At 63.1% G+C, this 21259-nt stretch carries 21 protein-coding genes; 10 read left to right on the top strand and 11 right to left on the bottom strand.

What is annotated here, in order from left to right:
* Window positions 1–115: 115 nt before the first annotated feature.
* Entirely contained in the window at window positions 116–850 is a 735-nt protein-coding gene (locus ACP2YO_RS28165; RefSeq protein WP_426434408.1) for a hypothetical protein, read from the top strand.
* 504 nt (window positions 851–1354) lie between these two features.
* On the top strand, window positions 1355–2539 hold the full coding sequence (locus tag ACP2YO_RS28160; protein WP_426434407.1) for a cytochrome P450: 1185 nt from the start codon (window positions 1355–1357) through the stop codon (window positions 2537–2539).
* Window positions 2540–2724: 185 nt separating this feature from the next.
* On the opposite strand, the gene ACP2YO_RS28155 is transcribed toward ACP2YO_RS28160, so the two are convergent.
* Window positions 2725–2958, bottom strand: a complete 234-nt coding sequence (locus ACP2YO_RS28155; RefSeq protein ID WP_426434406.1) for a hypothetical protein — start codon at window positions 2956–2958, stop codon at window positions 2725–2727.
* A gap of 983 nt (window positions 2959–3941) precedes the next feature.
* Window positions 3942–4919 carry an NADPH:quinone oxidoreductase family protein gene (locus ACP2YO_RS28150; RefSeq protein ID WP_426434405.1) on the bottom strand — a complete coding sequence of 326 codons (978 nt, stop codon included), beginning with the start codon at window positions 4917–4919 and terminating at the stop codon, window positions 3942–3944.
* Between the two features lie 275 nt (window positions 4920–5194).
* Here ACP2YO_RS28150 and ACP2YO_RS28145 point away from each other — a divergent pair, with 275 nt between their 5' ends.
* The 7 genes from ACP2YO_RS28145 (at window position 5195) to ACP2YO_RS28115 (ending at window position 13672) form a co-directional block, all read left to right on the top strand.
* On the top strand, window positions 5195–5968 hold the full coding sequence (locus ACP2YO_RS28145) for a motility protein A (protein WP_426434404.1): 774 nt from the start codon (window positions 5195–5197) through the stop codon (window positions 5966–5968).
* A gap of 34 nt (window positions 5969–6002) precedes the next feature.
* On the top strand, window positions 6003–6833 hold the full coding sequence (locus tag ACP2YO_RS28140; RefSeq protein WP_426434403.1) for an OmpA/MotB family protein: 831 nt from the start codon (window positions 6003–6005) through the stop codon (window positions 6831–6833).
* Between the two features lie 112 nt (window positions 6834–6945).
* Window positions 6946–8844, top strand: a complete 1899-nt coding sequence (locus ACP2YO_RS28135) for a potassium transporter Kup (protein ID WP_426434402.1) — start codon at window positions 6946–6948, stop codon at window positions 8842–8844.
* Between the two features lie 154 nt (window positions 8845–8998).
* Complete coding sequence (locus tag ACP2YO_RS28130; protein WP_426434401.1) at window positions 8999–10924, top strand: potassium transporter Kup; 1926 nt, start codon at window positions 8999–9001, stop codon at window positions 10922–10924.
* 158 nt (window positions 10925–11082) lie between these two features.
* Complete coding sequence (locus ACP2YO_RS28125) at window positions 11083–11385, top strand: rhodanese-like domain-containing protein (protein WP_426443331.1); 303 nt, start codon at window positions 11083–11085, stop codon at window positions 11383–11385.
* A gap of 8 nt (window positions 11386–11393) precedes the next feature.
* Complete coding sequence (locus ACP2YO_RS28120) at window positions 11394–12563, top strand: aminotransferase (RefSeq protein ID WP_426434400.1); 1170 nt, start codon at window positions 11394–11396, stop codon at window positions 12561–12563.
* Window positions 12564–12565: 2 nt separating this feature from the next.
* Entirely contained in the window at window positions 12566–13672 is a 1107-nt protein-coding gene (locus ACP2YO_RS28115) for a polyamine ABC transporter substrate-binding protein (RefSeq protein ID WP_426434399.1), read from the top strand.
* Window positions 13673–13681: 9 nt separating this feature from the next.
* Here ACP2YO_RS28115 and ACP2YO_RS28110 read toward each other — a convergent pair whose 3' ends face one another.
* The 7 genes from ACP2YO_RS28110 to ACP2YO_RS28080 all read right to left on the bottom strand — a co-directional run bounded on the left by ACP2YO_RS28110 (window position 13682) and on the right by ACP2YO_RS28080 (window position 19416).
* Window positions 13682–14617, bottom strand: a complete 936-nt coding sequence (locus tag ACP2YO_RS28110) for a lipid A biosynthesis lauroyl acyltransferase (RefSeq protein ID WP_426434398.1) — start codon at window positions 14615–14617, stop codon at window positions 13682–13684.
* Between the two features lie 20 nt (window positions 14618–14637).
* Window positions 14638–15915 carry a beta-ketoacyl-ACP synthase gene (locus tag ACP2YO_RS28105; protein ID WP_426434397.1) on the bottom strand — a complete coding sequence of 426 codons (1278 nt, stop codon included), beginning with the start codon at window positions 15913–15915 and terminating at the stop codon, window positions 14638–14640.
* A 27-nt stretch (window positions 15916–15942) separates the two neighbouring features.
* Window positions 15943–17127 carry a beta-ketoacyl-ACP synthase gene (locus tag ACP2YO_RS28100; RefSeq protein WP_426434396.1) on the bottom strand — a complete coding sequence of 395 codons (1185 nt, stop codon included), beginning with the start codon at window positions 17125–17127 and terminating at the stop codon, window positions 15943–15945.
* Window positions 17128–17135: 8 nt separating this feature from the next.
* Window positions 17136–17609 carry a 3-hydroxyacyl-ACP dehydratase FabZ family protein gene (locus ACP2YO_RS28095; protein WP_426434395.1) on the bottom strand — a complete coding sequence of 158 codons (474 nt, stop codon included), beginning with the start codon at window positions 17607–17609 and terminating at the stop codon, window positions 17136–17138.
* Window positions 17610–17618: 9 nt separating this feature from the next.
* Window positions 17619–17924: an acyl carrier protein gene (locus ACP2YO_RS28090; protein WP_426434394.1), complete on the bottom strand. Its 306-nt coding sequence runs from the start codon at window positions 17922–17924 to the stop codon at window positions 17619–17621.
* A 241-nt stretch (window positions 17925–18165) separates the two neighbouring features.
* A complete protein-coding gene (locus ACP2YO_RS28085; protein ID WP_426443330.1) occupies window positions 18166–18447 on the bottom strand; it encodes a hypothetical protein in 282 nt (93 codons plus the stop codon).
* Between the two features lie 87 nt (window positions 18448–18534).
* Window positions 18535–19416 carry an ion channel gene (locus ACP2YO_RS28080; RefSeq protein ID WP_426434393.1) on the bottom strand — a complete coding sequence of 294 codons (882 nt, stop codon included), beginning with the start codon at window positions 19414–19416 and terminating at the stop codon, window positions 18535–18537.
* A 103-nt stretch (window positions 19417–19519) separates the two neighbouring features.
* Here ACP2YO_RS28080 and ACP2YO_RS28075 point away from each other — a divergent pair, with 103 nt between their 5' ends.
* Window positions 19520–20146 carry a ParB-like protein gene (locus ACP2YO_RS28075; protein WP_426434392.1) on the top strand — a complete coding sequence of 209 codons (627 nt, stop codon included), beginning with the start codon at window positions 19520–19522 and terminating at the stop codon, window positions 20144–20146.
* Here the strand turns inward: ACP2YO_RS28075 and ACP2YO_RS28070 are convergent, their stop codons facing one another.
* The gene (locus ACP2YO_RS28070) at window positions 20147–20644 is read right to left on the bottom strand and encodes an MgtC/SapB family protein (protein WP_426434391.1); all 498 of its coding nucleotides are present in this window, start codon (window positions 20642–20644) and stop codon (window positions 20147–20149) included.
* Between the two features lie 3 nt (window positions 20645–20647).
* Window positions 20648–21226, bottom strand: a complete 579-nt coding sequence (locus ACP2YO_RS28065) for a peroxidase-related enzyme (RefSeq protein ID WP_426434390.1) — start codon at window positions 21224–21226, stop codon at window positions 20648–20650.
* Window positions 21227–21259: the final 33 nt, after the last annotated feature.

Below are 21259 nucleotides of genomic sequence, written 5' to 3'. Positions count from 1 at the left end.
ACCTTCGTGTGGCGAATGGGACCTACCTTACGAGCCCCTCGACGAAGCGGGCCTTCGACGAATACTGAAGCAATTTTCTGATTATCCATACGTGCCCTGTGCAAGAGAGGTTGCCATGGGACAGGAAACCAATTTCCCCGCATCCGGCCAATATTCGAGAACACCACATCGCGGCCTTCTCATTTTCGTGACGCTGTGCGCGGCGTGCATGCTCCAACCCGCGAGTGAAGCCAGGGCTCAATGCGCAGCACGTGATGTCTCGCACGACAAGTTGCTTCTCAGAAAACCTTCTGAGGCGCCGAAAGTCTTGATCAAATCCGCGGCCGATGTCGCGGTGTGGAAGAGAATTGAACTGGGCACTTTCATGGATTCTTTCGCCCTTCGTCTCGCGTTGGACGCAGCTGGTTGCAACATTGGAGGACTGGCCGCGGAAATTCTCGCTCGACCCGCCTTTACCGTCAGTACAAAAGCAAGCGTGGAACTGGTCGCCGTATCGGCCGTCGAACTCGGCTTTACAGCCCACACCGTGCCCCTGGCCGCGCTTTACGCGCGCGCTCGGAAACTCGGTTTTGGATTTGCGACAGCAGAGGTCGGTCCGCAGTTGCGGCTTCAGTATGTTGATCAACCCATCGGTGAATTTCTCGTTGTTGGAATGGAGCCAATCATGACGTGGAGCGGCGAGCCGGTCATTTTAACCATAGCCAATAGCGGAGCGGGTCTTGCCCTCATAGGCCAGGATGGCAGGCCAGACGCGGAAGTATCCGCGATTTCCCGCTTTGTGTTCGTGCGGTCCAAGGAGGCTGTGCCTGACAAGGAACGTGGAAAGGAAGTAACGTTCGCGCCATGGTGAACACAAAGCGCGAGAAGCTAATAGAAATAGGCCCGACGCGCTCACGGAGCGCGCCCGAGCCGCTCATTGGTCGCTGATGTTTGCTTGCAGAAGGCGGCTTGGTCTCACTGAGTCCGGTTTTGGCCCTTTTCGGACCTGAGGAGACGTCCGGTTTGAGTCTGCAAAGCGCCGAATAGCGGTCATGGATCGAGCCGCGATTTATGAGTACACGGCCTGATCTCATCATGTCTTAGCGATCGCCGATCCAGTCCATAATCGCAGTTGGCGCGATCACGCGCGTTGGGACGTGCGGATTGAGCGTGCCGGCGCTGATAATGTCCGTTCGATCGAGCAGGGCACGCGCGAACGCCTTTGCCTCTTCTTCTTTTGCGAAGGTCTGCGTCTGTCGTGCGAAGCGCTGGTGTCCGGCGTCGGCGTGCGGCGGACGCCGGGGTTGTCATGTTTCGCGCCGGCCATTAAGCTTCATCTCGGCGCATACTGGCCTGCAGCTAATAGGATCGCACTATGCCGACCGCGGGCCTGGCCCCCCTCGACGAGACCATCACGATCGAGCAACTCACGCGCGATCCTTATCCGATCTACCGGCGCCTCAGACGCGAAGCGCCCGTATTACGGGTCAAATCCGTGGGGCGCACCTTCCTCACCAGGGCCGCCGACACCAAAGACGTGAAGGACAACGCGGCGTTGTTCAGTTCCAACGATCCGAACACGCCGATGGAGCGCGCCTTTCGCGCGCGTACGCTGATGCGCAAGGACCACGACGAGCACCGGTCCGAACGCATGGCGATGATGCCGGCCTTGATGCCCAAGACGATCGAAACCGACTGGGCGCCGTTGTATGCGAAACTGGCCGCGGCGTATCTTGACCGGCTGCCTCGCGGCGAGGTGGTCGATGTCTTTCCCGCCCTCGCGGGACCGCTTGCCGCGCGGATTCTGGCGCATGTGATGGGCGTTCCGGACGCCAGCGATGAGGACATGCAGCGATGGTCGCAGACGCTGATCGACGGCGCCGGCAATTTCGGTTGGACGCCGGGGCCTTTCGAAGCGACCGACATCGCCAATGCGGAGATGGACAGATGTATCCGTGCCAACGCCGAACGCGTGCGGGCCGAGCCGGATTCCTCAGCGCTCTCCTTCATGGTGAACGCGAAGAACCCGATTCCAGAAAGCCAGATGATCGCCAATGTAAAGATCGCGATCGGCGGCGGCATCAACGAGCCGCGCGACGCCCTGCTGACGATTCTCTACGGGCTGCTCACCAATCCTGATCAGCTTGAAGCCGTGCGTGCAGGCGGCAAATGGCGCTCCGCCTTTGAGGAAGGGGTGCGGTGGGTAGCGCCGATCCAGGCAAGTTCACGGTTCGTTATGGAGGACACGGAGATTCGCGGCTGCTTCATCCCGAAGGGCGACACCGTGATGACGATCCAGGCGTCGGCCAACAGAGACGAGGACGTCTTCGAAGATGGCGAGAACTACAACGGCCTGCGCGAGCCCAATCCTCACCAGGCCTTTGGCAACGGCCCGCATCATTGCGCGGGCGCGCACCTGTCGCGGCGCACCGTCGGCCTCATCCTGCTCCCCATGCTGTTCGAGCGCTTCCCCAACATGGCCTTGCCTGATCCCGCGAGCGTGCGCTGGCGCGGATTCGGTTTCCGCGGCCCGCTCAATCTGCCGCTTCTCCTGCAATAGGACCATAGTTCCTTCTCACCGGTCCTGGTCACCGCGCAAGCTGGCGAGGCGATTGAATAACTTCGGGATGTCGCCTATTGGCTTTTTTTGGGGACCTGAGGCGATGCCCTGTTTGAGTCTGCAAAGCACCGAACAGCGGACATCGAGCCGCGATTTATGAGTGCACGGCCTGATCTCATTATGCCTCAGCGATCGCCGATCCAGTCCATGATCGCGGCCGGCGCGATCACGCGCCTTGGGACGTGCGGATTGAGCGTCCCGGCGCTGATAATGTTGGTTCGATCGAGCAGGGTACGCGCGAACGCCTTTGCCTCTTCTTCTTTTGCGAAGGTTTGCGTCTGTCGTGCGAAGCGCTGGTGTCCGGCGTCGGCGTCTTTCAGCGCAAAGGAGACGTACCAGATGGCCTTGTCAGTCTTCATCGCGTCGTCTCTGGCAGCGATGGCTGGCTCGCGGTCTGACGTCTTGTCGAACTCTGACTGTCCGGTACCTGACACAAGTTGGAAACGCCTTGAGGTGCAACATAGGTTTGGAGAATACGGAGACCAGTGCCCGCCGGCAGAGGCAACGCGGCACACTCCGGACCGGAACGAATTACCGATGCGGGCAGCAAGCGATCTCTCAACCGATGGGTGAAATGACAATGCGTCGGCGCGTCGTTGGTTCCAAGCGAAGTGACGTCGCCTGCGCTACGTCGGTTCGGACCGGGGGGCGCAAGTCAAATTCAGCTGTGCCGCATGCGACAAACCGCCCCGACGGGCAACTCAGTCAAAACCGGTCAAGCCCTCTCGATAAAAATATTTCTATTTATCAGAAGGGCAACTCAGTGTATGAATCCCCCGTCCCACCCGATTGAGGGGCGAGCGCACGTCACGAACGCGCGGTGGGATGCGGTGGACGCGGATTGCGCAACAGACGAGTGCGCATGAGGCGGACGGCGAAGTCGTGCAGGCCTGACGCCCTAGTGGCAGGTGTCCTGTCACAAGAGACTGACGTCTCTTGCTGATGGCGGTGACAAAAGAGCCCAGTCTCACCGGGGAGAGCACGTATAAGCCGTAACCCATCGCGCAGGGAAAGCCGGAGTTCCCGGTTACACCTGTGGTCCTACCCCGGTGCTTTTTGTTGCACCGGGCCCATGGGTGCGATCGGCACCCGGCTTTCCCTGCGCCCTCTGCAAGATGAGAGGGCAAACGAAATGCAAGCCTCGGACAAATCATGTCGCGAGGACGTGAAACCGCACCTCATCTACAACTGTCATCGCCCGGCCTTGTGCGCAATTGCGCACTGGGACCGGGCGACCCAGTACGCCGCACAACCGTCTCTGGAATACTGGATCGCCCGGTCAAGCTGGGCGACGACACCGTGGGTTTGGCCAGGGATCAGGGAATTGGTAGCTGTGCCGCCCTCAACCAATCCTTACCACCATCTTGCCCAGCGCGGCGCGGGTTTGCATGGTCTTGAACGCCGCGCGGAAATCCTCGAACGCGAACACTTGGCCGACGACCGGCACAAGCTTGCCGTCATTCAGCCAGGCCGACAATTGCGTCATCACGCGCGCCTGCGCCGCAGGCTCGCGGCGTGCGATCTGGGCCGCATCGACACCGATCAGGAGGCCGCCCTTCAGGAGCGGCAGATTGAACGGCAGCGCGGGGATGGAGCCCGCGGCAAAGCCGACCACAAGATGCCGCCCGTTCCAGGCGATCGAGCGGAACGCCTGCACCGACACCTCGCCACCGACCGGATCGAAGATCACGTCGGCGCCATGACCACCGGTCGCTTCCTTCAGCGCGTCACGCCAGTCGGCCCTGGTGTAGTCGATGACGGCGTCGGCGCCGAAGCTCGCGGCGAATTTGCGCTTCGCTTCCGTCGAGGCGGCGGCGATGACCCGGGCGCCGAGCAACTTGCCGATCTGGATCGCGGCGATGCCGGTGCCGCCGGCCGCGCCGAGCACGAGCAACTGCTCGCCGGGGCGGAGCGTACCGCGCTCGCCGAGCGCATAGAGCGCGGTGAGGTAGTTGGTGCGGAAGGCGGCAGCAGACTCCATCGACAGGCTGTCAGGCATGATCTCGACGGCGGCGGCCGGCACGGTGATATATTCCGCCAGCGCGCCCGAGCGCGCCGCGCCCATCACCCGCATCCCCGGCGTGACACTGGTGACGTCGTTGGCCACCTCGTCGACCACGCCGCCGAACTCCGCGCCGGGCGTAAAGGGCAGGGTATCCTTGGTCTGGTAGCGGCCCTCGACCTTCAATCCATCGACGAAGCCGATGCTCGCGGCGTGCACCCGGACGCGGATTTGCCCAAGCCCGGGGTCGGGCGTGGCGATCTCCTTCAGCCCGATCTGATCGACCGGCGCATATTGCTCGACGACAACCGCCTTCATCCTGTGCTTCCCGTTGGCTTGTTTCCTCAGCGGAGAGCTATCTCATGTCCGGTGTTCTACGGGGAGGGTTTTTGCGCATGCCGTGGCCGCGTTCGATGCGGAAAACCAGCATCTTCAACGACATCGCGAGAAGCAGAGCGTTTACCCGTTGTTATCCCTACCGAATTCGGTAACTCGTCCTTAATGGCATTAACGTTAGGGTTTTTCCGCGTGATCCGCCTTGGACCGCGCGCCGTCCAGGACAGGCGGGTGTTGCGTTCGCGTTGGAGTCTCCCATGGATATCATGACAGGCGCCGGGTTGCTGGCCGGTTTCGCCGTTATCGCGGTGATGATGCTCCTGGGCGGCGACGTGCACATGTTCATCTCCGAACACGCCATGATCATCATCTTCGGCGGTTCGATCTCGGCGACCATGATCCGCTTCCCGCTCGGCGTGATGCTGCACGGCCTGCCGCTGGGCGCCAAGTTTGCCTTCACCATGAGCCGGCTGTCGGCCCGCGACCTCGTCGACGAGCTCGCCCGCATCGCCGAGATCGCCCGCAAGCAGGGTCCGGTCGGCCTCGAAAAGGTCGAGACGTCAGAGCCTTTCCTCGCCAAGGGCATCCGCTACGTCGCCGACGGTTACGACCTCGAATTCATCCGCGACAATCTGGAGCGCGACCGCGACAATTTCCTCATGCATCTCGACGAGGGCAGCAAGATCTACCGCGCGATCGGCGACTGCGCGCCGGCGTTCGGCATGATCGGTACGCTGATCGGCATGGTGCAGATGTTCGCCAACATGACCGACCCCTCCAAGCTCGGCCCGTTCATGGCGACCGCGCTGCTCGCTACGCTCTATGGCGCGCTGGTCGCGAACCTGTTCTGTCTGCCGATCGCCGACAAGCTGCATGGCAAGCTGCTCGACGAGGAGACCAACCGCACGCTGATTATCGACGGCATCCTGATGATCCGCGATTCCAAGAGCCCGGCGCTGGTCCGCGAAATGCTGCTGGCCTATCTGCCGGAAAAGCATCGCCACGAGGAAGGCGAGCCGGTCCCGGCCTGAGGTCAGTGGCAGGCGCGTCCAGGAAGCTTGATCGATGGCGAAGAAAAAGCGCGGCGATGCACATGGCGGAGGTCACGGCTGGTTCGTGACGTTCGCGGACCTGATGGGTCTGATGATGAGCTTCTTCGTGATGCTCGTCGCCTTCTCCACCATGGACAACAACAAGCTGAAGATCGTCGCGGGCTCGATGCGCGACGCCTTCGGCGTGCAGACCAACGTGCGCTATTCCGGCATCGTGGAATCCGACGGCCTGCCGACGCGGCCGAAGCTGAAGAATGTCGATCACATCTCGCCGGAGGAATCCTCCGCCAATCCGACGCCGGACGAGCAGGAGCGCAGCCAGCTCAACGGCGCGCGGCTGAAGATCGACCGCGAATTCGCGCTCGCCTCGGCCTCACTTCGGCAAGCGCTGCAGGACATGCCGGAGCTGACCGAGATTTCCAAGAACATCATGTTCGAGGAGACCAACGAGGGCCTCAACCTCGAGATCGTCGACCAGGATGGCCGCTCGATGTTCGCCGACGGGTCGAAGGTGCCGTATGACCGCACCCGCCGGCTGATCCAGAAGCTCGCCGCGCCGCTGAAGGCGACGCCGCTGCGGGTCTCGATCGTGGGGCATACGGCCGCAGGCTTCGTGCCGGCGCGCGGCGATTACGACGCCTTCGACCTGTCCGCGGACCGCGCCAATGCCGTGCGGCAGATCCTGGAGCGGGAGGGATTGCCGTCGGCCCATATCTTCGCGGTGTCGGGCAAAGCCGATGGCCAGCCGCTGTTTCCCGACGATCCGACGTTGCCGGCGAATCGTCGCGTCACCATCACGCTGATGCGGGAAAATCCGCCGCTGCCGCCGGATCTGAAGCCGTAAGTGCCGATTACCATGCTACCGTGACGTGACCTTGTGCTCGGTTGACAGTCTGCGCGGAAGCGTCGATAGCCGCGCGCGGATCAAATCAACCAATAGCGCGTTCCAACCTGTCATGGCGGTCAGCGTCACATCCACCGAAGCCCAGGAGGGGCAGGCCACCTCGGGCTTCTGGGCCCTGACGCTGGGCAGCATCGGGGTGGTGTTCGGCGATATCGGAACTTCGCCGCTCTATGCATTCCGCGAGGCGGTCGGCGGCGCCGCGCACGGCCAGCCGGTCACCCGGATCATGGTGCTCGGCGTGCTCAGCCTGATCCTGTGGGCGCTGTTCACCGTCGTCACCGCGAAATACGTGCTGCTGCTGCTGCGCGCCGACAACAATGGCGAGGGCGGGACGCTGTCGCTGATGGCGCTCGGCCAGCGCGCGATCGGACGCCGGAGCTGGCCGCTTCTGGCGCTCGGCGTGATCGGCGCCTCGATGTTCATCGGCGATTCCATGATCACGCCGGCGATCTCGGTGCTGTCGGCGGTCGAAGGCCTCAAGCTCGCGACGCCGCATCTCGAGCATTATGTCGTGCCGCTGACGATCCTGATCCTGGTCCTGCTGTTCTCGGTGCAGAGCCACGGCACCGCCCGCGTCGCCTCCGCCTTCGGACCGGTCATGGTGGTGTGGTTTGCCTCGCTGGCGACGCTGGGGATCGTGCACATCATGGACGATCCGTCGGTGCTGGCGGCGATCAATCCCTATTACGCGATCCAGTTCCTGCTGAGCCACGGCACCATCGGCCTGGTGACGCTGGGCGCGGTGTTCCTCGCGGTGACCGGCGGCGAGGCGCTGTATGCGGATCTCGGCCATTTCGGCCGCAAGCCGATCCAGTCCGGTTGGCTGTTCTTCGTGCTGCCCTCGCTGCTGCTGAACTATTTCGGGCAGGGCGCGCTGGTGTTGACCGATCCGGCGGCCATCGAGAACTCGTTCTATCGCATGGTGCCGGATGTGCTGCTGCTGCCGTTGATCGGGCTCGCCACGGCCGCGACCGTGATCGCGAGCCAGGCGGTGATCACCGGCGCCTATTCGCTGATCCGCCAGGCGGTGCAACTCGGGCTGTTGCCGCGCTTCGAGGTCCGCTACACGTCGGAGACCCACGCCGGCCAGATCTATCTGCCGCGCGTCAATCGCCTGCTGCTGATCGGTGTGCTGCTGCTGGTGCTCTTGTTCCGCACCTCGAGCGGGTTGGCCTCCGCCTACGGCATCGCCGTCTCAACGACCATGGTCGCCGACGGCATCATGGGCTTCATCGTGATCTGGAAGCTGTGGAACTGGCGCGTGGCGTCCGCGGCGGCGTTGATCCTGCCGTTCGTCGTCATCGACATCACCTTCTTCAGCGCCAATCTGCTGAAGCTGTTTGAAGGCGCCTGGGTGCCGCTGCTGTTCGGTGCGATCATGGCGACGATGATCTGGACCTGGCGGCGTGGCGCCGCGATCCTGATCGCCAAGACCCGCCGCACCGAGGTGCCGCTGCGCGACCTGATCAAGAGCCTGGAGAAGCGGCCGCCGCACGTCGTCAAGGGCACCGCGGTGTTCCTCACCAGCGATCCGAACTTCGTGCCGACTGCGTTGCTGCACAATCTCAAGCACAACAAGGTACTGCACGAGCACAATGTGATCCTGACCATCGAGACCGCGCAAACCCCGCGCGTCGATCTCTCCGAGCGCGTGCACATGGAGAAGATCAGCGACAAGTTCTCGACGGTGCGGCTCCGCTTCGGCTTCATGGAGTCGCCGAACGTGCCGAAGGCGCTCGCGGTGGCGCGCAAACTCGGCTGGCAGTTCGACATCATGGCGACGTCGTTCTTCGTGTCGCGCCGTTCGCTGAAACCATCAGCCCAATCGGGCATGCCGCAGTGGCAGGACCACCTGTTCATCGCGATGAGCCGGTCCGCCAACGATGCCACCGATTATTTCCAGATCCCGACCGGCCGGGTCGTGGAAGTGGGTACGCAGGTAACCATTTGATGTTGCAATGGAATCATAAACGAAGGTATCCCCATCCATGCGTGAAATGCATGCCGGAGGCCTGAATCCGTGCTAACCTATGCATTCAGGCCGGGAGTATAGGCCTGCCACTCTGTGTTGTGCAGTGCGGTAGAAGGTAAAGGCGCGTCTTTCCATGTCATCCGAGAGTGCGATCACCGCGGCGGAAACGCCGGCGGCCAATGGGCATGGCGAGGCGCATTCCACCGCAGGCTTCAAGGCTCTGATGCTCGGCAGCATCGGGGTCGTCTATGGCGACATCGGCACCAGCCCCCTTTATGCGCTGCGCGAAGCCGTCGTCGCGGCCAGCGGCTCCGAGGCGGAGCCGATGGCGCATGCGGTGCTCGGCGTGCTCTCGCTGATCCTGTGGGCGCTGATCATCGTCGTCACGCTCAAATATGTCGTGATCCTGCTCCGCGCCGACAACCACGGCGAGGGCGGGACGCTGGCGCTGATGGCGCTGGCACAGCGCGCGGTCACCAGGGGGGCCGGCGCGATCGTGCTGCTCGGCATCATCAGCGGCGCGTTGTTCTACGGCGACGCCGTCATCACACCGGCGCTGTCGGTGCTGTCGGCGATCGAAGGTATCAAGCTCGTCACCTCGACCTTCGACCCCTACGTCGTCCCGCTCACTGTGATCATCCTGGCCGTGCTGTTCTCGGTGCAGTCGCGCGGCACCGCGCGCGTCGCGGCCTTCTTCGGACCCGTGATGTGCGTGTGGTTCGCGGTGATCGCGGTCGCGGCGCTGCCGCAGATCGTGCGGCATCCCGAGGTGCTGTATGCGCTCAATCCGATCCACGCGGTGTTGTTCATGGTCCATCATGGCGTGATCGGCTTCGTCACGCTGGGGGCGGTGTTCCTCGCCGTGACGGGCGCGGAGGCGCTCTATGCCGACCTCGGCCATTTCGGCAAGCGTCCGATCCAGACCGCGTGGCTGTTCATCGTACTGCCGTCACTGGCGGTCAACTATATGGGACAGACCGCGCTCGTCCTTGCCGATCCCAAGGCGATCGAGAATCCATTCTTCCTGATGTTCCCGGACTGGGCGCTGATCCCGATGGTCGCGCTTGCCACCCTGGCGACCGTGATCGCGAGCCAAGCCGTGATCACCGGCGCCTATTCGTTGACGCGGCAGGCGATCCAGCTCGGCCTGTTGCCGCGCTTTGAAATCCGCCACACCTCGGAAGCGCATTCCGGGCAGATCTACATTCCTCGCGTCAACCGGCTGCTGTTCATCGCGGTGATCCTGCTGGTGCTGATGTTCCGTTCCTCCAGTGCGCTGGCCTCGGCCTACGGCATCTCGGTCACGGGCACCATGGTCGTGACGGCCATGATGGGGTTTGTCGTGATCTGGCGGGTCTGGAGATGGTCGCCGTTCGCGGCCGCTGCACTGATCGCACCGTTCCTGTTCCTCGACCTGACCTTCCTCGCCGCCAACCTGCTCAAGGTCTGGGAGGGCGGCTGGGTGCCGCTCGCGCTCGGTGCTGTGATGATCGTCATGATGTACACTTGGCGTCATGGCAGCCGGCTGTTGTTCGAGAAGTCGCGCAAGCTGGAATTCCCGCTCGCCGATCTCGTCGCGATGCTGGAAAAGCGGCCGCCGCAGCGGGTCTCGGGCACCGCGGTGTTCCTGACCAGCGATCCCGTCAGCGCGCCGACCGCGCTGATGCACAGCCTCAAGCACTACAAGGTGCTGCACGAGAAGAACGTCATCCTCACCATCGAGACCGCGCCGACGCCGCGCATCGACCCGTCTGAGCGCGTGCGGATGGAACAGCTGAGCGCGACCTTCTCCAGGGTGACCCTGAAATTCGGCTTCATGGAATCGCCGAACGTGCCGAAGACGCTGGCGATCGCCCGCAAGCTCGGCTGGCAGTTCGACATCATGTCGACCTCGTTCTTCCTGTCCCGCCGCGCGCTGAAGCCGGCGGCGCATTCCGGCATGCCGCGCTGGCAGGACCACCTGTTCATCGCGCTGAGCCGCGCGTCCAACGACGCCACCGACTATTTCCAGATTCCGACCGGCCGGGTGGTCGAGGTCGGCACGCAAGTCACGATCTAAAGTCACGATCTAGCTCTTCGCAGGGCCGTAACCCGTTTGTGACGCTTGATTTTCTCCGCGCGAGAGGCGACTTTGCAGCCGGACTGGCAGGGGCGTGACGCTGGCCAATCGCGTGTTGGGAGGATTTTTCCGTGGCGGACCACAAGGTAGAAGATTTGATGCCGGACGAGGTGTCGAAGGGAATAGCCGACGGGCGCTATCTCCTGGTCGATGTCCGCGAGCCGAATGAGGTCGCCGTCGAGGCTTATCCCGATGGCGTTGTGGTGCCGCTGTCGACCTTCGACCCCTCCGATATTCCCGATCCGAAAGGAAGGCAGGTGGTGTTCGCCTGTCGCTCGGGCAAGCGCTCAGTGACGGCGTCGCTGGCGGCCCAGGCCGCGGGTCTGCCCTATGACAAGCATCTCGCAGGCGGCATCATCGGCTGGAAGGCTGCGGGATTGCCGACCAAGACGGGCGGCTGATTTCCGCCATGACGTCCATGAACAAGGTCTTCGCAGACCTTCCCGTGACGATCTTCGAGGCGATGTCGCAGGCTGCGCGCGACAACAACGCCATCAATCTCGGCCAGGGCTTTCCCGACGATCCCGGACCGGAGGACATCCGGCGCGCCGCCGCGGATGCCACGCTGAACGGCTACAACCAGTACCCGTCGATGATGGGCATTCCGGAACTCCGGCAGGCGATCGCGTCGCACTATGGACGCTGGCACGGGCTCAGCCTCGATCCGATGACCGAGGTGATGGTGACGTCGGGCGGCACCGAGGCGTTGACCTCCGCCATCCTTGCTGTTGTCGAGCCCGGTGACGAAGTGATCGTGTTTCAGCCGGTCTATGATTCCTATCTCCCGATCATTCGGCAGGCCGGCGGCATTCCGCGGCTGCTGCGTCTCGAGCCGCCGCACTGGCGGCTGAACGAGGAGATGCTGCGGAGCGCCTTCAATCACAAGACCAAGGCGGTGCTGTTCAACAATCCGCTCAACCCGGCCGCGGTGGTCTATCCGCGCGAAGACCTCGAATTATTGGCGCGGTTCTGCCAGGAGTTCGACAGCGTCGCGATCTGTGACGAGGTCTGGGAGCACGTGGTCTTCGACGGCCGCGAGCACATCCCGCTGATCACGATCCCGGGGATGCGCGATCGCACCATCAAGATTGGCAGCGCCGGCAAGATCTTCTCGCTGACCGGATGGAAGATCGGTTTCGTCTGTGCCGCGCCGCCGATGTTGCGCGTGGCCGCCAAGGTGCACCAGTTTCTCACGTTTACCACGGCGCCCAATCTGCAGGCTGCCGTCGCTTACGGCCTCAACAAGCCGGACGACTATTTCCTCGATATGCGCAGGGATATGGCGCGTAGCCGCGACCGCCTCACGAAGGGGCTGGAAAGCATCGGCTTCCCGGTCCTGAAATCGCAGGGGACCTACTTCCTCACCGTGGATCTGTCGCCGCTCGGGCTCAACGAGACCGACGCGGAGTTTTGCTGGCGCATCGTCCAGGACTACAAGGTCGCGGCAATTCCCGTGTCCGCATTCTATGAGCAGGATGCGGTGACGTCGGTTGTGCGGTTTTGTTTTTCCAAGAAAGACTCCACGCTCGATACCGCGCTGGAGCGTCTGTCGGATGCGGTCCACCGTCGGAAGAGGTAAGGATGAGAAAGCAGGGCCGGTACGTCAGCCTGATCGGTGTCGCGACCGCGGTTCTGCTGTTCTCTTTCTCCGCCGGTGCGGAGGAGCGCACGGTCAATTTCTACAACTGGTCGAACTATATGGCGCCGGGAGTCCTGGAGGACTTCACCAAGGAGACCGGCATCAAGGTCGTCTACGACACCTTCGACGCCAACGAGACGCTGGAGACGCGGTTGCTTGCCGGCAAGTCGGGCTACGACGTCGTGGTGCCGACCGGCTATTTCCTGCAACGCCAGATCACCGCGAAAGTGTTCTTGAGTCTCGACAAGTCGAAGCTGCCCAACCTCGCCAACGCCTGGCCGGTGGTGACGAAGCAGCTGGCAACCTACGATCCCGGCAACAATTACGGCGCCAGCTACATGTGGGGCACCACCGGCATCGGCTACAACGTCAAGATGGCGCGGCAGATCCTCGGTCCCGACGCCAAGATCGACAGCTGGGACATGGTGTTCAAGCCGGAGAACCTCGCCAAGTTCAAGGATTGCGGCATCCACATGCTGGACTCTGCCGACGACATCCTGCCGGCGGCGTTGAGCTATCTCGGGCTCGATCCGAATTCGACCAGGCAGGCCGACCTGGAAAAGGCGGCCGATCTGGTCATCAAGATCCGGCCCTATGTCCGCAAATTCCACTCATCCGAATACCTCGGCGCGCTGGCTTCGGGCGAGATCTGCTTCGTGGTCGGGTGGTCGGGCGACATCATGCAGGCGCGCAGCCGCGCGGCGGAGGCCAAGACCGGGGTCGAGATCGGCTACACCGTCCCGAAGGAGGGCGCGCAGATGTTCTTCGACAATCTCGCGATCCCAGCGGATGCGAAGAACGTCGCTGAGGCCTATGAGCTGATCAACTATCTCTACCGTCCCGACGTCGCGGCGAAGAACTCGAACTTCCTGTCCTATGCCAACGGCAATCTGGCGAGCCAGAAGCTGATCGACCCGAAGATCCTCGACGACAAGAACATCTATCCCGACGAGGCGATGCAGCAGAAGCTGTTCGTGATCATGGCGCGCGATCCCGCCACGCAGCGGATCATCAATCGCCTCTGGACCCGCGTGAAGACGGGGAAGTGACGCGAAGCATCATCGCCAGCGCCGGTGCAGCCAGAGCCATTGATCCGGATATTCGCGGACCCAGCTCTCGACGACATCGGTGACCGCCTGCATCGTGCCCTGGATGTCGATCTCGCCGGAGGCATCGAACACCGGTTTCACTTCCTCCGACACCTCACCGCGGAAGCGGCCGTCAGGCAAGCGGATGATCCGCGTGCCGTGGATCGGGCACTCGACCTGCCGGCGCAGCCGCGCCAGCAGCGGATTGGCGGTGGTCTTGCGGCCGAAGAAGGTGACGGGAACGCCGTTGGTCAAATACTGGTCGACCAGCATCGCGACGTGCTGGCCGTTCTGCAGCGCCTGCCCGAGCTTGAACGGCGCATCGCGGCCGGCCGGGATCAGCGTGCCCATCTTGACCTGGCGGATGCGTTCGATGGCGCGATCGGCGGATTCGATATTCGGCCGACGGAACAGGATCGCAGCATCGAGCCCGTGGGCGACCGCAGCGAGCGCGGGCAACTCCCAATTGCCCAGATGCGCCGCAAAGAAAAGCGCAGGCTTGCCGTCGTCGCGCAGTTGGTCGAACAGTTCCTTGCTGCGCCCGGAGAATTCGACGCGGCTTGGTTGTTCGGGATGCTTGGGGTCGTGGTCCCAGATATGGTCGAGATGAGCGAACTCGGCGCCGAGCCGCCCGAGATTGTTCCAGACCCCGGTGAGGATTTGCTCGATCTCCTCCGGCGACTTTTCGGGGAAGGCGGCCTTGAGGTTCTCGCGACCGATGCGATCCTCGCGCAGCCTGCGGCCGATGAAGTGTGTAAGCCGGCCGAAGAATTTCGCGGTCTTGTCGGGATCGAAATAGCGCGTGGTTCGCAACAGGCCGACCGTCAAAGCGCCGACCGCCGCTTCGGTGGCGGGTTTGGTGGCGTCGCGCAGGCGCGCCTTGGTACGAAGGAGCAGACGTTTCATCGCGCGAAGCGAGAACCGGCCTAGGCCGGTTCGCGCGTCAAGATCAGCGAGGCATTTTGCCCACCGAAGCCGAACGAGTTCGACATCACGGCGGTAACGCGTGCGTCGCGCGCGTTGTTGCCGACCACGTCGAACGGAATCGCGGGATCGGGCACCTCGTAATTGATGGTCGGCGGAATCCGCTGATGCTCGAGTGTGAGCAGTGAGTAGATCGCTTCGACGGCGCCGGCCGCCGAGATGGTGTGGCCGACCGCCGACTTGTTGGACGACACCGGGATGTTCGGCGTGTGTTCGCCGAACACCGCCGAGGTCGCCAGATACTCCATCTTGTCGTTTTCCGGTGTCGAGGTGCCGTGCGCGTTGATGTGGTCGATCTGGCTCGGCTCCATGCCCGCGTCCGCGAGCGTCTTGCGCACGCAGCCGATCGCCGGCTTGCCATCCGGGCTCGAACGGGTGCGGTGGAAGGAATCGGTGAGCTCGCCGCAGCCGGCGACGACGCCGAGGATCCGCGCGCCGCGGGCCATCGCCGCGTCGTAGCTCTCCAGCACCAGCGTGCCGGCGCCTTCGGCCATCACGAAACCGTCGCGGTTCTTCGAGAATGGCTTCGAAGCGCCCTGCGGCGGATTGTTCTGAGTGGAGAGGGCAGACAGCAGCGAGAAGCGCACCATGGCTTCGGGATTGACTGAGCCGTCGGTCGCGATGCACAGCGCCGCATCGGCTTCGCCGCGGCGGATCGCTTCGACGCCGAGCTGGATGGCGGTCGCGCCGGACGCGCAGGCCGTCGACAGCGAAATCGGAGATCCCTTGGTGCCGAAGGTGTCGGCGAGATGAAGCGCGACCGAGCCGAATGTGAAGCGGCGGTGAAAATGGGTGAACTGGCCGTTACCGCAGGCCGCCAGGTAGTCGATGATTCCGAAGTCTCGTTTCTCGACGGCACGCGCGACCTCAAGTCGTTGTGGCCATTCGCTCTCGACCGGAGCGACCGCCAGGAACAGCGGTCCCGGGAAGTCACCCTTGCTGCCGATGCCGGATTGCTCGAGCGCTTCTTCGGTCGCCATCACGGCGAGGCGCTCGGACAGTTCGGTCGAAGAGAACGGCTCGACGGTGACGAAATCGACCGCGCCGGCCATCGTCGTCTTCATGCCGTCGATCGGAAAACGCGTGACCGTCTTGATGCCGGATTGGCCGGCCGTCAGGCGAGTCCAGTTGTCGGTCTTGCCGGCGCCGAGCGATGTCACGATTCCCATGCCGGTCACGACAACGATCGGCCGGCCGAATTTATCGCGTGGTGCTGTCATGGTTTCCCCGTCGGTGCTGCGCCGGACTTACTTTACGGCCTCGACCAGGGCCATGCCTTCGCCCTGCCAGTGACCGACCCCCGTCACCACAATCTGGGTTGGCGCGCCGGCCTTTTCAACCTCGAACCCGGTCGAGTTGTTGGCCGGATAAAGCGCTCCGCGTGAGATCGACAGCGCGGCCAGCGCGAGCCCGAGCGGAAACTGCGCCTCGACGGTGTGGCCGAAGGTCGTTCCGGTGGCGCGCACCGCCAGGCCGGGATGCTCGTCCAGGAAGGCACGCTCTTCGGCAGTGGCGGGTTCGGCGCCGGTCGCGCCCGTGATCAGGACGCCGTCGTCGCTGACGCCGAGCTGCGGCCACATCGCCTCCAGCGACTTCGTCACCGCGCCGGGCTGCTTGCGCTTGGCGAGGTCGGCGACCACCTTGGTCAGCTTCGCGTACGGCTTCGCGCCGCGGGCCTCGGCATGCTCGCGCGATTCAATCACCAGGAACGCGCCGACGGAGCCGAGCGCCAAGCCCGGCCGGTCCTTGCGGCCCCAGACCGGCACATGCCGGCCCGTCAGGCTGAAATTGCCGAACTGATAGAGCATCAGGAGGTCGCCGCGATCGCCATTATGGGCGGCGCCGACCAGCGCGATATCGCTCTGGCCGGCTCCGATGCGGGCGACCGCGATGCGTGCGGCGTCGATGCTCGAGGCTTCTTCGCCCATGAAGGTCCGCGAGGTCCCGCACACGCCGTGAACGATCGCGATATTGCCGGCGAGCAGGTTGGAGAGCTGCGCCAGGAACAGCGTCGGGCGCAGCTCGTTCATCAGCTTCTCGTTGAGGAAACCCGGCTCCGAGTTGCCCTGCGCGTCGGCGTTCATGATCGCCATGTCGACCTTGAGATCGCGCTCGCCGCCGCCGGCCGCGATGATCATGTCCATCCGGGACAGAACTTCCTGATTGCCTTTGACGCCGGCGGAATCGAGCGCGAGGCCGGCAGCATAGGTGCCGATGCGCTGCCATGTCTCCATCTGGCGCTGGTCGCCCTTCTTCGGAATCTGGGCGTCGAAGCTGATCGGGGCGATCGGATGGATGACGTAGGGCGCGAGCTTGGTCTCGTCGACATTGACACGCTTGGCGCCCAACGCCTCCCAATGCGCGTCCAATCCTTCGCCAAGCGAGGAGAGCAGGCCGATTCCGGTGATCCAGACTTCTTTCGGTTCAACCATATTCAGTTTCAGCCTTGGGGTATTGCCTGCAGCGGGAAGCTTATCTTCTCGGCCATCGCGTCCATGTAGACGCGGAAGGCGGGATCGGGGAAAGGAGAAAGGCCGAAGGTCAGCTCAGCGCTGCACTTCACCTCCTTGCCGACGCGCCCCTTTACCTTTGTGACGGCAAAGCCAGAACCTTCGTGCTCGAGCTTTGCGTCGATCGTCAGTAACTGACCGGGACTGACGAAGCCGCGCATCTTGGCTTCCTTGACGATTGCCAGGAATGGCATGCGTTCGAACTTCAACAGCCCGAGCAGGAGCCATCCCGAACTCTGCGCCATCGCTTCGGTCAGCAGCACGCCGGGCATGATTGGAAAGCCCGGAAAATGCCCCTCGAAGATGGTATGCGCAGTAGGAACCTGTGCTTCGACCGTGATCGTCTTCGCGTCGAGATTGAGGTCGACGATGCGATCGATCAGTTTGAAATAGTCGAGGTCCATGGTGGGCGATTACGAGCCCGTGCTCGTTCCCGCGGCCGCGTTCTTGGCCGCAACCAGCTCATCGATACGGTCGGCAAGGTTCTTCAGCACGAAGTACTGCTCCGTCGTCGCCTTGCCGTCGTTGACCTCCTGGGTCCACTTTTCGAGCGGCATCTTGATTCCAAAGGCCTTGTCGATGGCAAAGGCGATGTCGAGGAAGTCGAGGCTGTCGATCCCCAGATCATCGATGGCGTGGCTCTCCGGCTTGATCGTGTCGCGCGGGATGTCGCAGGTCTCCGCGATAATGTTGGCGATCTGATCGTAGGTGGAAGACATCATTAAGCCTTTGATATATTGGAGATAAATCCGGGACGGCTTGGGGGAGGCGGGCGCGTTGTCCCGGAATGCCCAATTCCCCCCGCCGGAGTCGAGTGCCCGTATATCGGAGCAGGGCCGTTAGTTCAATGGAGCTTGGCCGGCCCGAAGAGGGCGGTTTTTGAGCAGGGTTCCGACCAGCCTAGCTTCGCGGCATCACTGAAATCTTCGCGCAGTCGCGGCGGCCCATGGCCAGGCAGTCCTAAGTCTTGCGCAGGTCGGCGATGCTCATGGCGAGCCAGATGCCGATCGCGGTCAGTGCGACAGTAAAGGCGAAGGCGGCGACATTGGCGAGCATGCGCTGGCGGAAATCGTCCGGCTCGCCGCGCGGCTTCTCGTAGCGGGAAAGGTCATTGGCGACCGGCGCAGGACGGGCCGGGCGGATCGGCTCCTCGCGCTTGCCGGGCGGCTGTGCCGAGGTACGCGGCCGGAATTTGAGCACCACGTGCTCGCTATCCGAGGTGATTGGCCGCTGCGTTTTCACTGCTGTCAGTCCGGTCGCGTCGCCGCCCTTGTTTAGCATGTTCGTTGCGCGTCACACCTAAAATCTTGGTGCGCGCAGAGGTGGTATTCATCCCTCGATCGTCTCGTGGAACCGGCTGTAGTCGATCCTGAGGCGACCGTCGTCGGTCGCCTTGAGTATCTCGGCGTAGCGATGGCCGATGCGGATATCGGAATATTCGTACGACTTTCGCGCATGCACCGTTTGCGCTGCAACGTCGTCGTAGCCCGATACGATCACGCCGAGCCCGGCATTGACGGCCGCTAGATCCGCGGCCTCGAGGCCACGGAGCGGGCTGTCCTGGTCGATGGTATGAAACAACGTCCAGCTCAGCGCGAGCGCCGGGCTTTCGCTGCTCACGAGTGGCAATTCAAAGAACCGGCGATACGCCATGCCTTCCTTGCTGACGCCATTCTTGAACAGCCACAGCCGCGCATTGGCGTTGGCGATGATGTTGTGCCGCTCATTGGCAAGACGGATCATCAGCGTCCGCTGGCCCTCATGGTTCGAGATCACGGGGTTGTCGGCGAACAGCAGGCGGGCGCTTGGCCGCGAGAAGCGGGAGAAGATCAGTCCGGTCATCAGCGACATCGAGAAGATGCCGGTGAACAGCTCGACGGCCGCAATGAAGTGTCCGTAATGCGTCTGCGGATGCATGTCGCCGTATCCGGCGGTCGAGAGTGTTTCAATGCTGAAATAGAGGTAGTCGACGTACTGGCCGCCGGGCACGTTGGCGATTGGCTGATTGCCGACCCAATAGAGCAGCGCGAAGAAGGCATTGAAGACGATGAACACCAATGCTGCACCGCCAATAAAGGACGGCCACGAGGCCGTCATGCAGCGATGGCTGATATCGGCCCAAAAACTGAGCTCCAGTCCCTCGGTCACCACCTCGCGGTTGCCGAGGCGAACCAGGCGGCCTTTGGCGCGATCGCTTATTCTTCCAGCCATTCCATCCAACTCAACGCGGGCTCTTTCACCGGTCTGCAACATCATGTCATAATGGAACCCATTGAACCTATTGCAGAGCAGCGGTCAAACGGGAGTTCAGATCATGGCCCATACGCGCGAACCCTACGTGAAGCCGGTCCCCATCCTGTCGCTGCGGCCGACCCAGATGACGGTCGGGATGCAGGAGGTGAAGGAGAAGCGAAAGCGCTGGCGCGAGCACACGTCGAACAAGAAGCGTGCCGAGCTGTTGGGCAAGCACATGATCCCGGTGGTCCATGGCCCCGACGATCGCTACTACGTGGTCGATCACCATCACATGGCCCGGGCGCTCCACGAGGAGGGCGTCAAGGACATCCTGGTTACCGTGATCGGTGACCTCACGATGGTCGAGCGCAACGTGTTCTGGGGCGTCATGGACAACAAGCGCTGGGTCTATCCCTACGACTCCAAGGGCGAGCGCCGCCACTTCAAGGACATTCCGAGATCGATCAAGGATCTCAAGGATGATCCATTCCGCAGCCTCGCCGGCGAGATGCGCCGCGCCGGCGGCTTCGCCAAGGACACGACGCCGTTCAGCGAATTCCTGTGGGCCGACTTCCTGCGCCGGCATATCCCGCGCAAGATGGTGGAGAACAATTTCGCCAAGGCGCTGGAGCGGGGATTGGCGCTCGGACGTGGCAAGGACGCGACCTATCTGCCCGGTTGGTGCGGCCCGGCGGACGACGACTGATCAACCGGAAGGCGTGGGCGGAGGACCCGCGTCCGGCTCCCGCGGGTCTTCCTTGCCACCCAATGCGCGATGCAACCGCCGCTCCGCGGATTTTCCGCAAGTCAGCAGCAGGAATGCCAGAACGAGTGCCGTGACGACGATCGGCCACTGACCGGCGCCGCAGACGATTCCGATGCAGGCGGCGAACAGGACGCACGCCGCGCTGGTCAGGCCGCGGACCCGCAGACGATCGCCCTGCCGGACGATCACGCCGGCGCCCAGAAATCCGATGCCGGTCAGTACCCCCTGGATAACACGGCTGGTGGCGTCGGTGAGCTTGTCAGGCTCGACGGACTGTACGGCAAGCAGCACGACCATCGCCGTAGAGAGGCTGACCAGACCGAGCGTCTTCAGGCCGATCGGCTTGCCGCGCAAATCGCGGTCGAGCCCGATCGCGCCTCCGGCGAGCGTGGCGACGCCGAGCCGCAGGATGATCTCGCTCCAGTGCACCGATGCCACCCCCTATTTCGGCTGTCGCCCGAGCATGTAGAACTCGTCGTTCGGGCGCATCGCGGTGACATTCGCCATCCGGTTCGAAAGCGCGAAGAACGCTGCCACCGCCGCAATGTCCCAGATGTCGTCGTCGCTGAAGCCGTGGGCGGCAAGGGCAGCGAAGTCTGTCTCCGAGACCTCCTCCGCCGCGCGGCTCACCTTCATCGCGAAGTCGAGCATCGCGTGCTGCCGCGGTGTGATGTCGGCCTTGCGGTAGTTGACCGCGATCTGGTCGGCGATCTGCGGATTCTTGGCGCGGATGCGCAGGATCGCGCCATGGGCGATCACGCAATACTGGCACTGGTTGGCGGCACTGGTCGCCACCACGATCATCTCGCGCTCGGCCTTGGTCAGCCCGCTGTCCTTCTCCATCAGCGCGTCATGATAGGCGAAGAACGCGCGAAACTCGTCGGGACGATAGGCCAGCGACAGAAATACGTTCGGCACGAAGCCGGATTTTTCCTGCACGGCAAGGATGCGGGTGCGGATGTCCTCGGGGAGCTTGTCGAGGGCGGGCGTGGCAAAGCGTTTTGCGGTCGGCTGCGTCATGAGAAGGTTCCGGCATGCCGCAGGAATGCGGCG

Source organism: Bradyrhizobium genosp. P (assembly GCF_049949265.1).
Lineage (GTDB): Bacteria > Pseudomonadota > Alphaproteobacteria > Rhizobiales > Xanthobacteraceae > Bradyrhizobium.
Note: the sequence above shows the minus strand (reverse complement) of the source record. Positions and strands in the feature narration are given on the sequence as shown.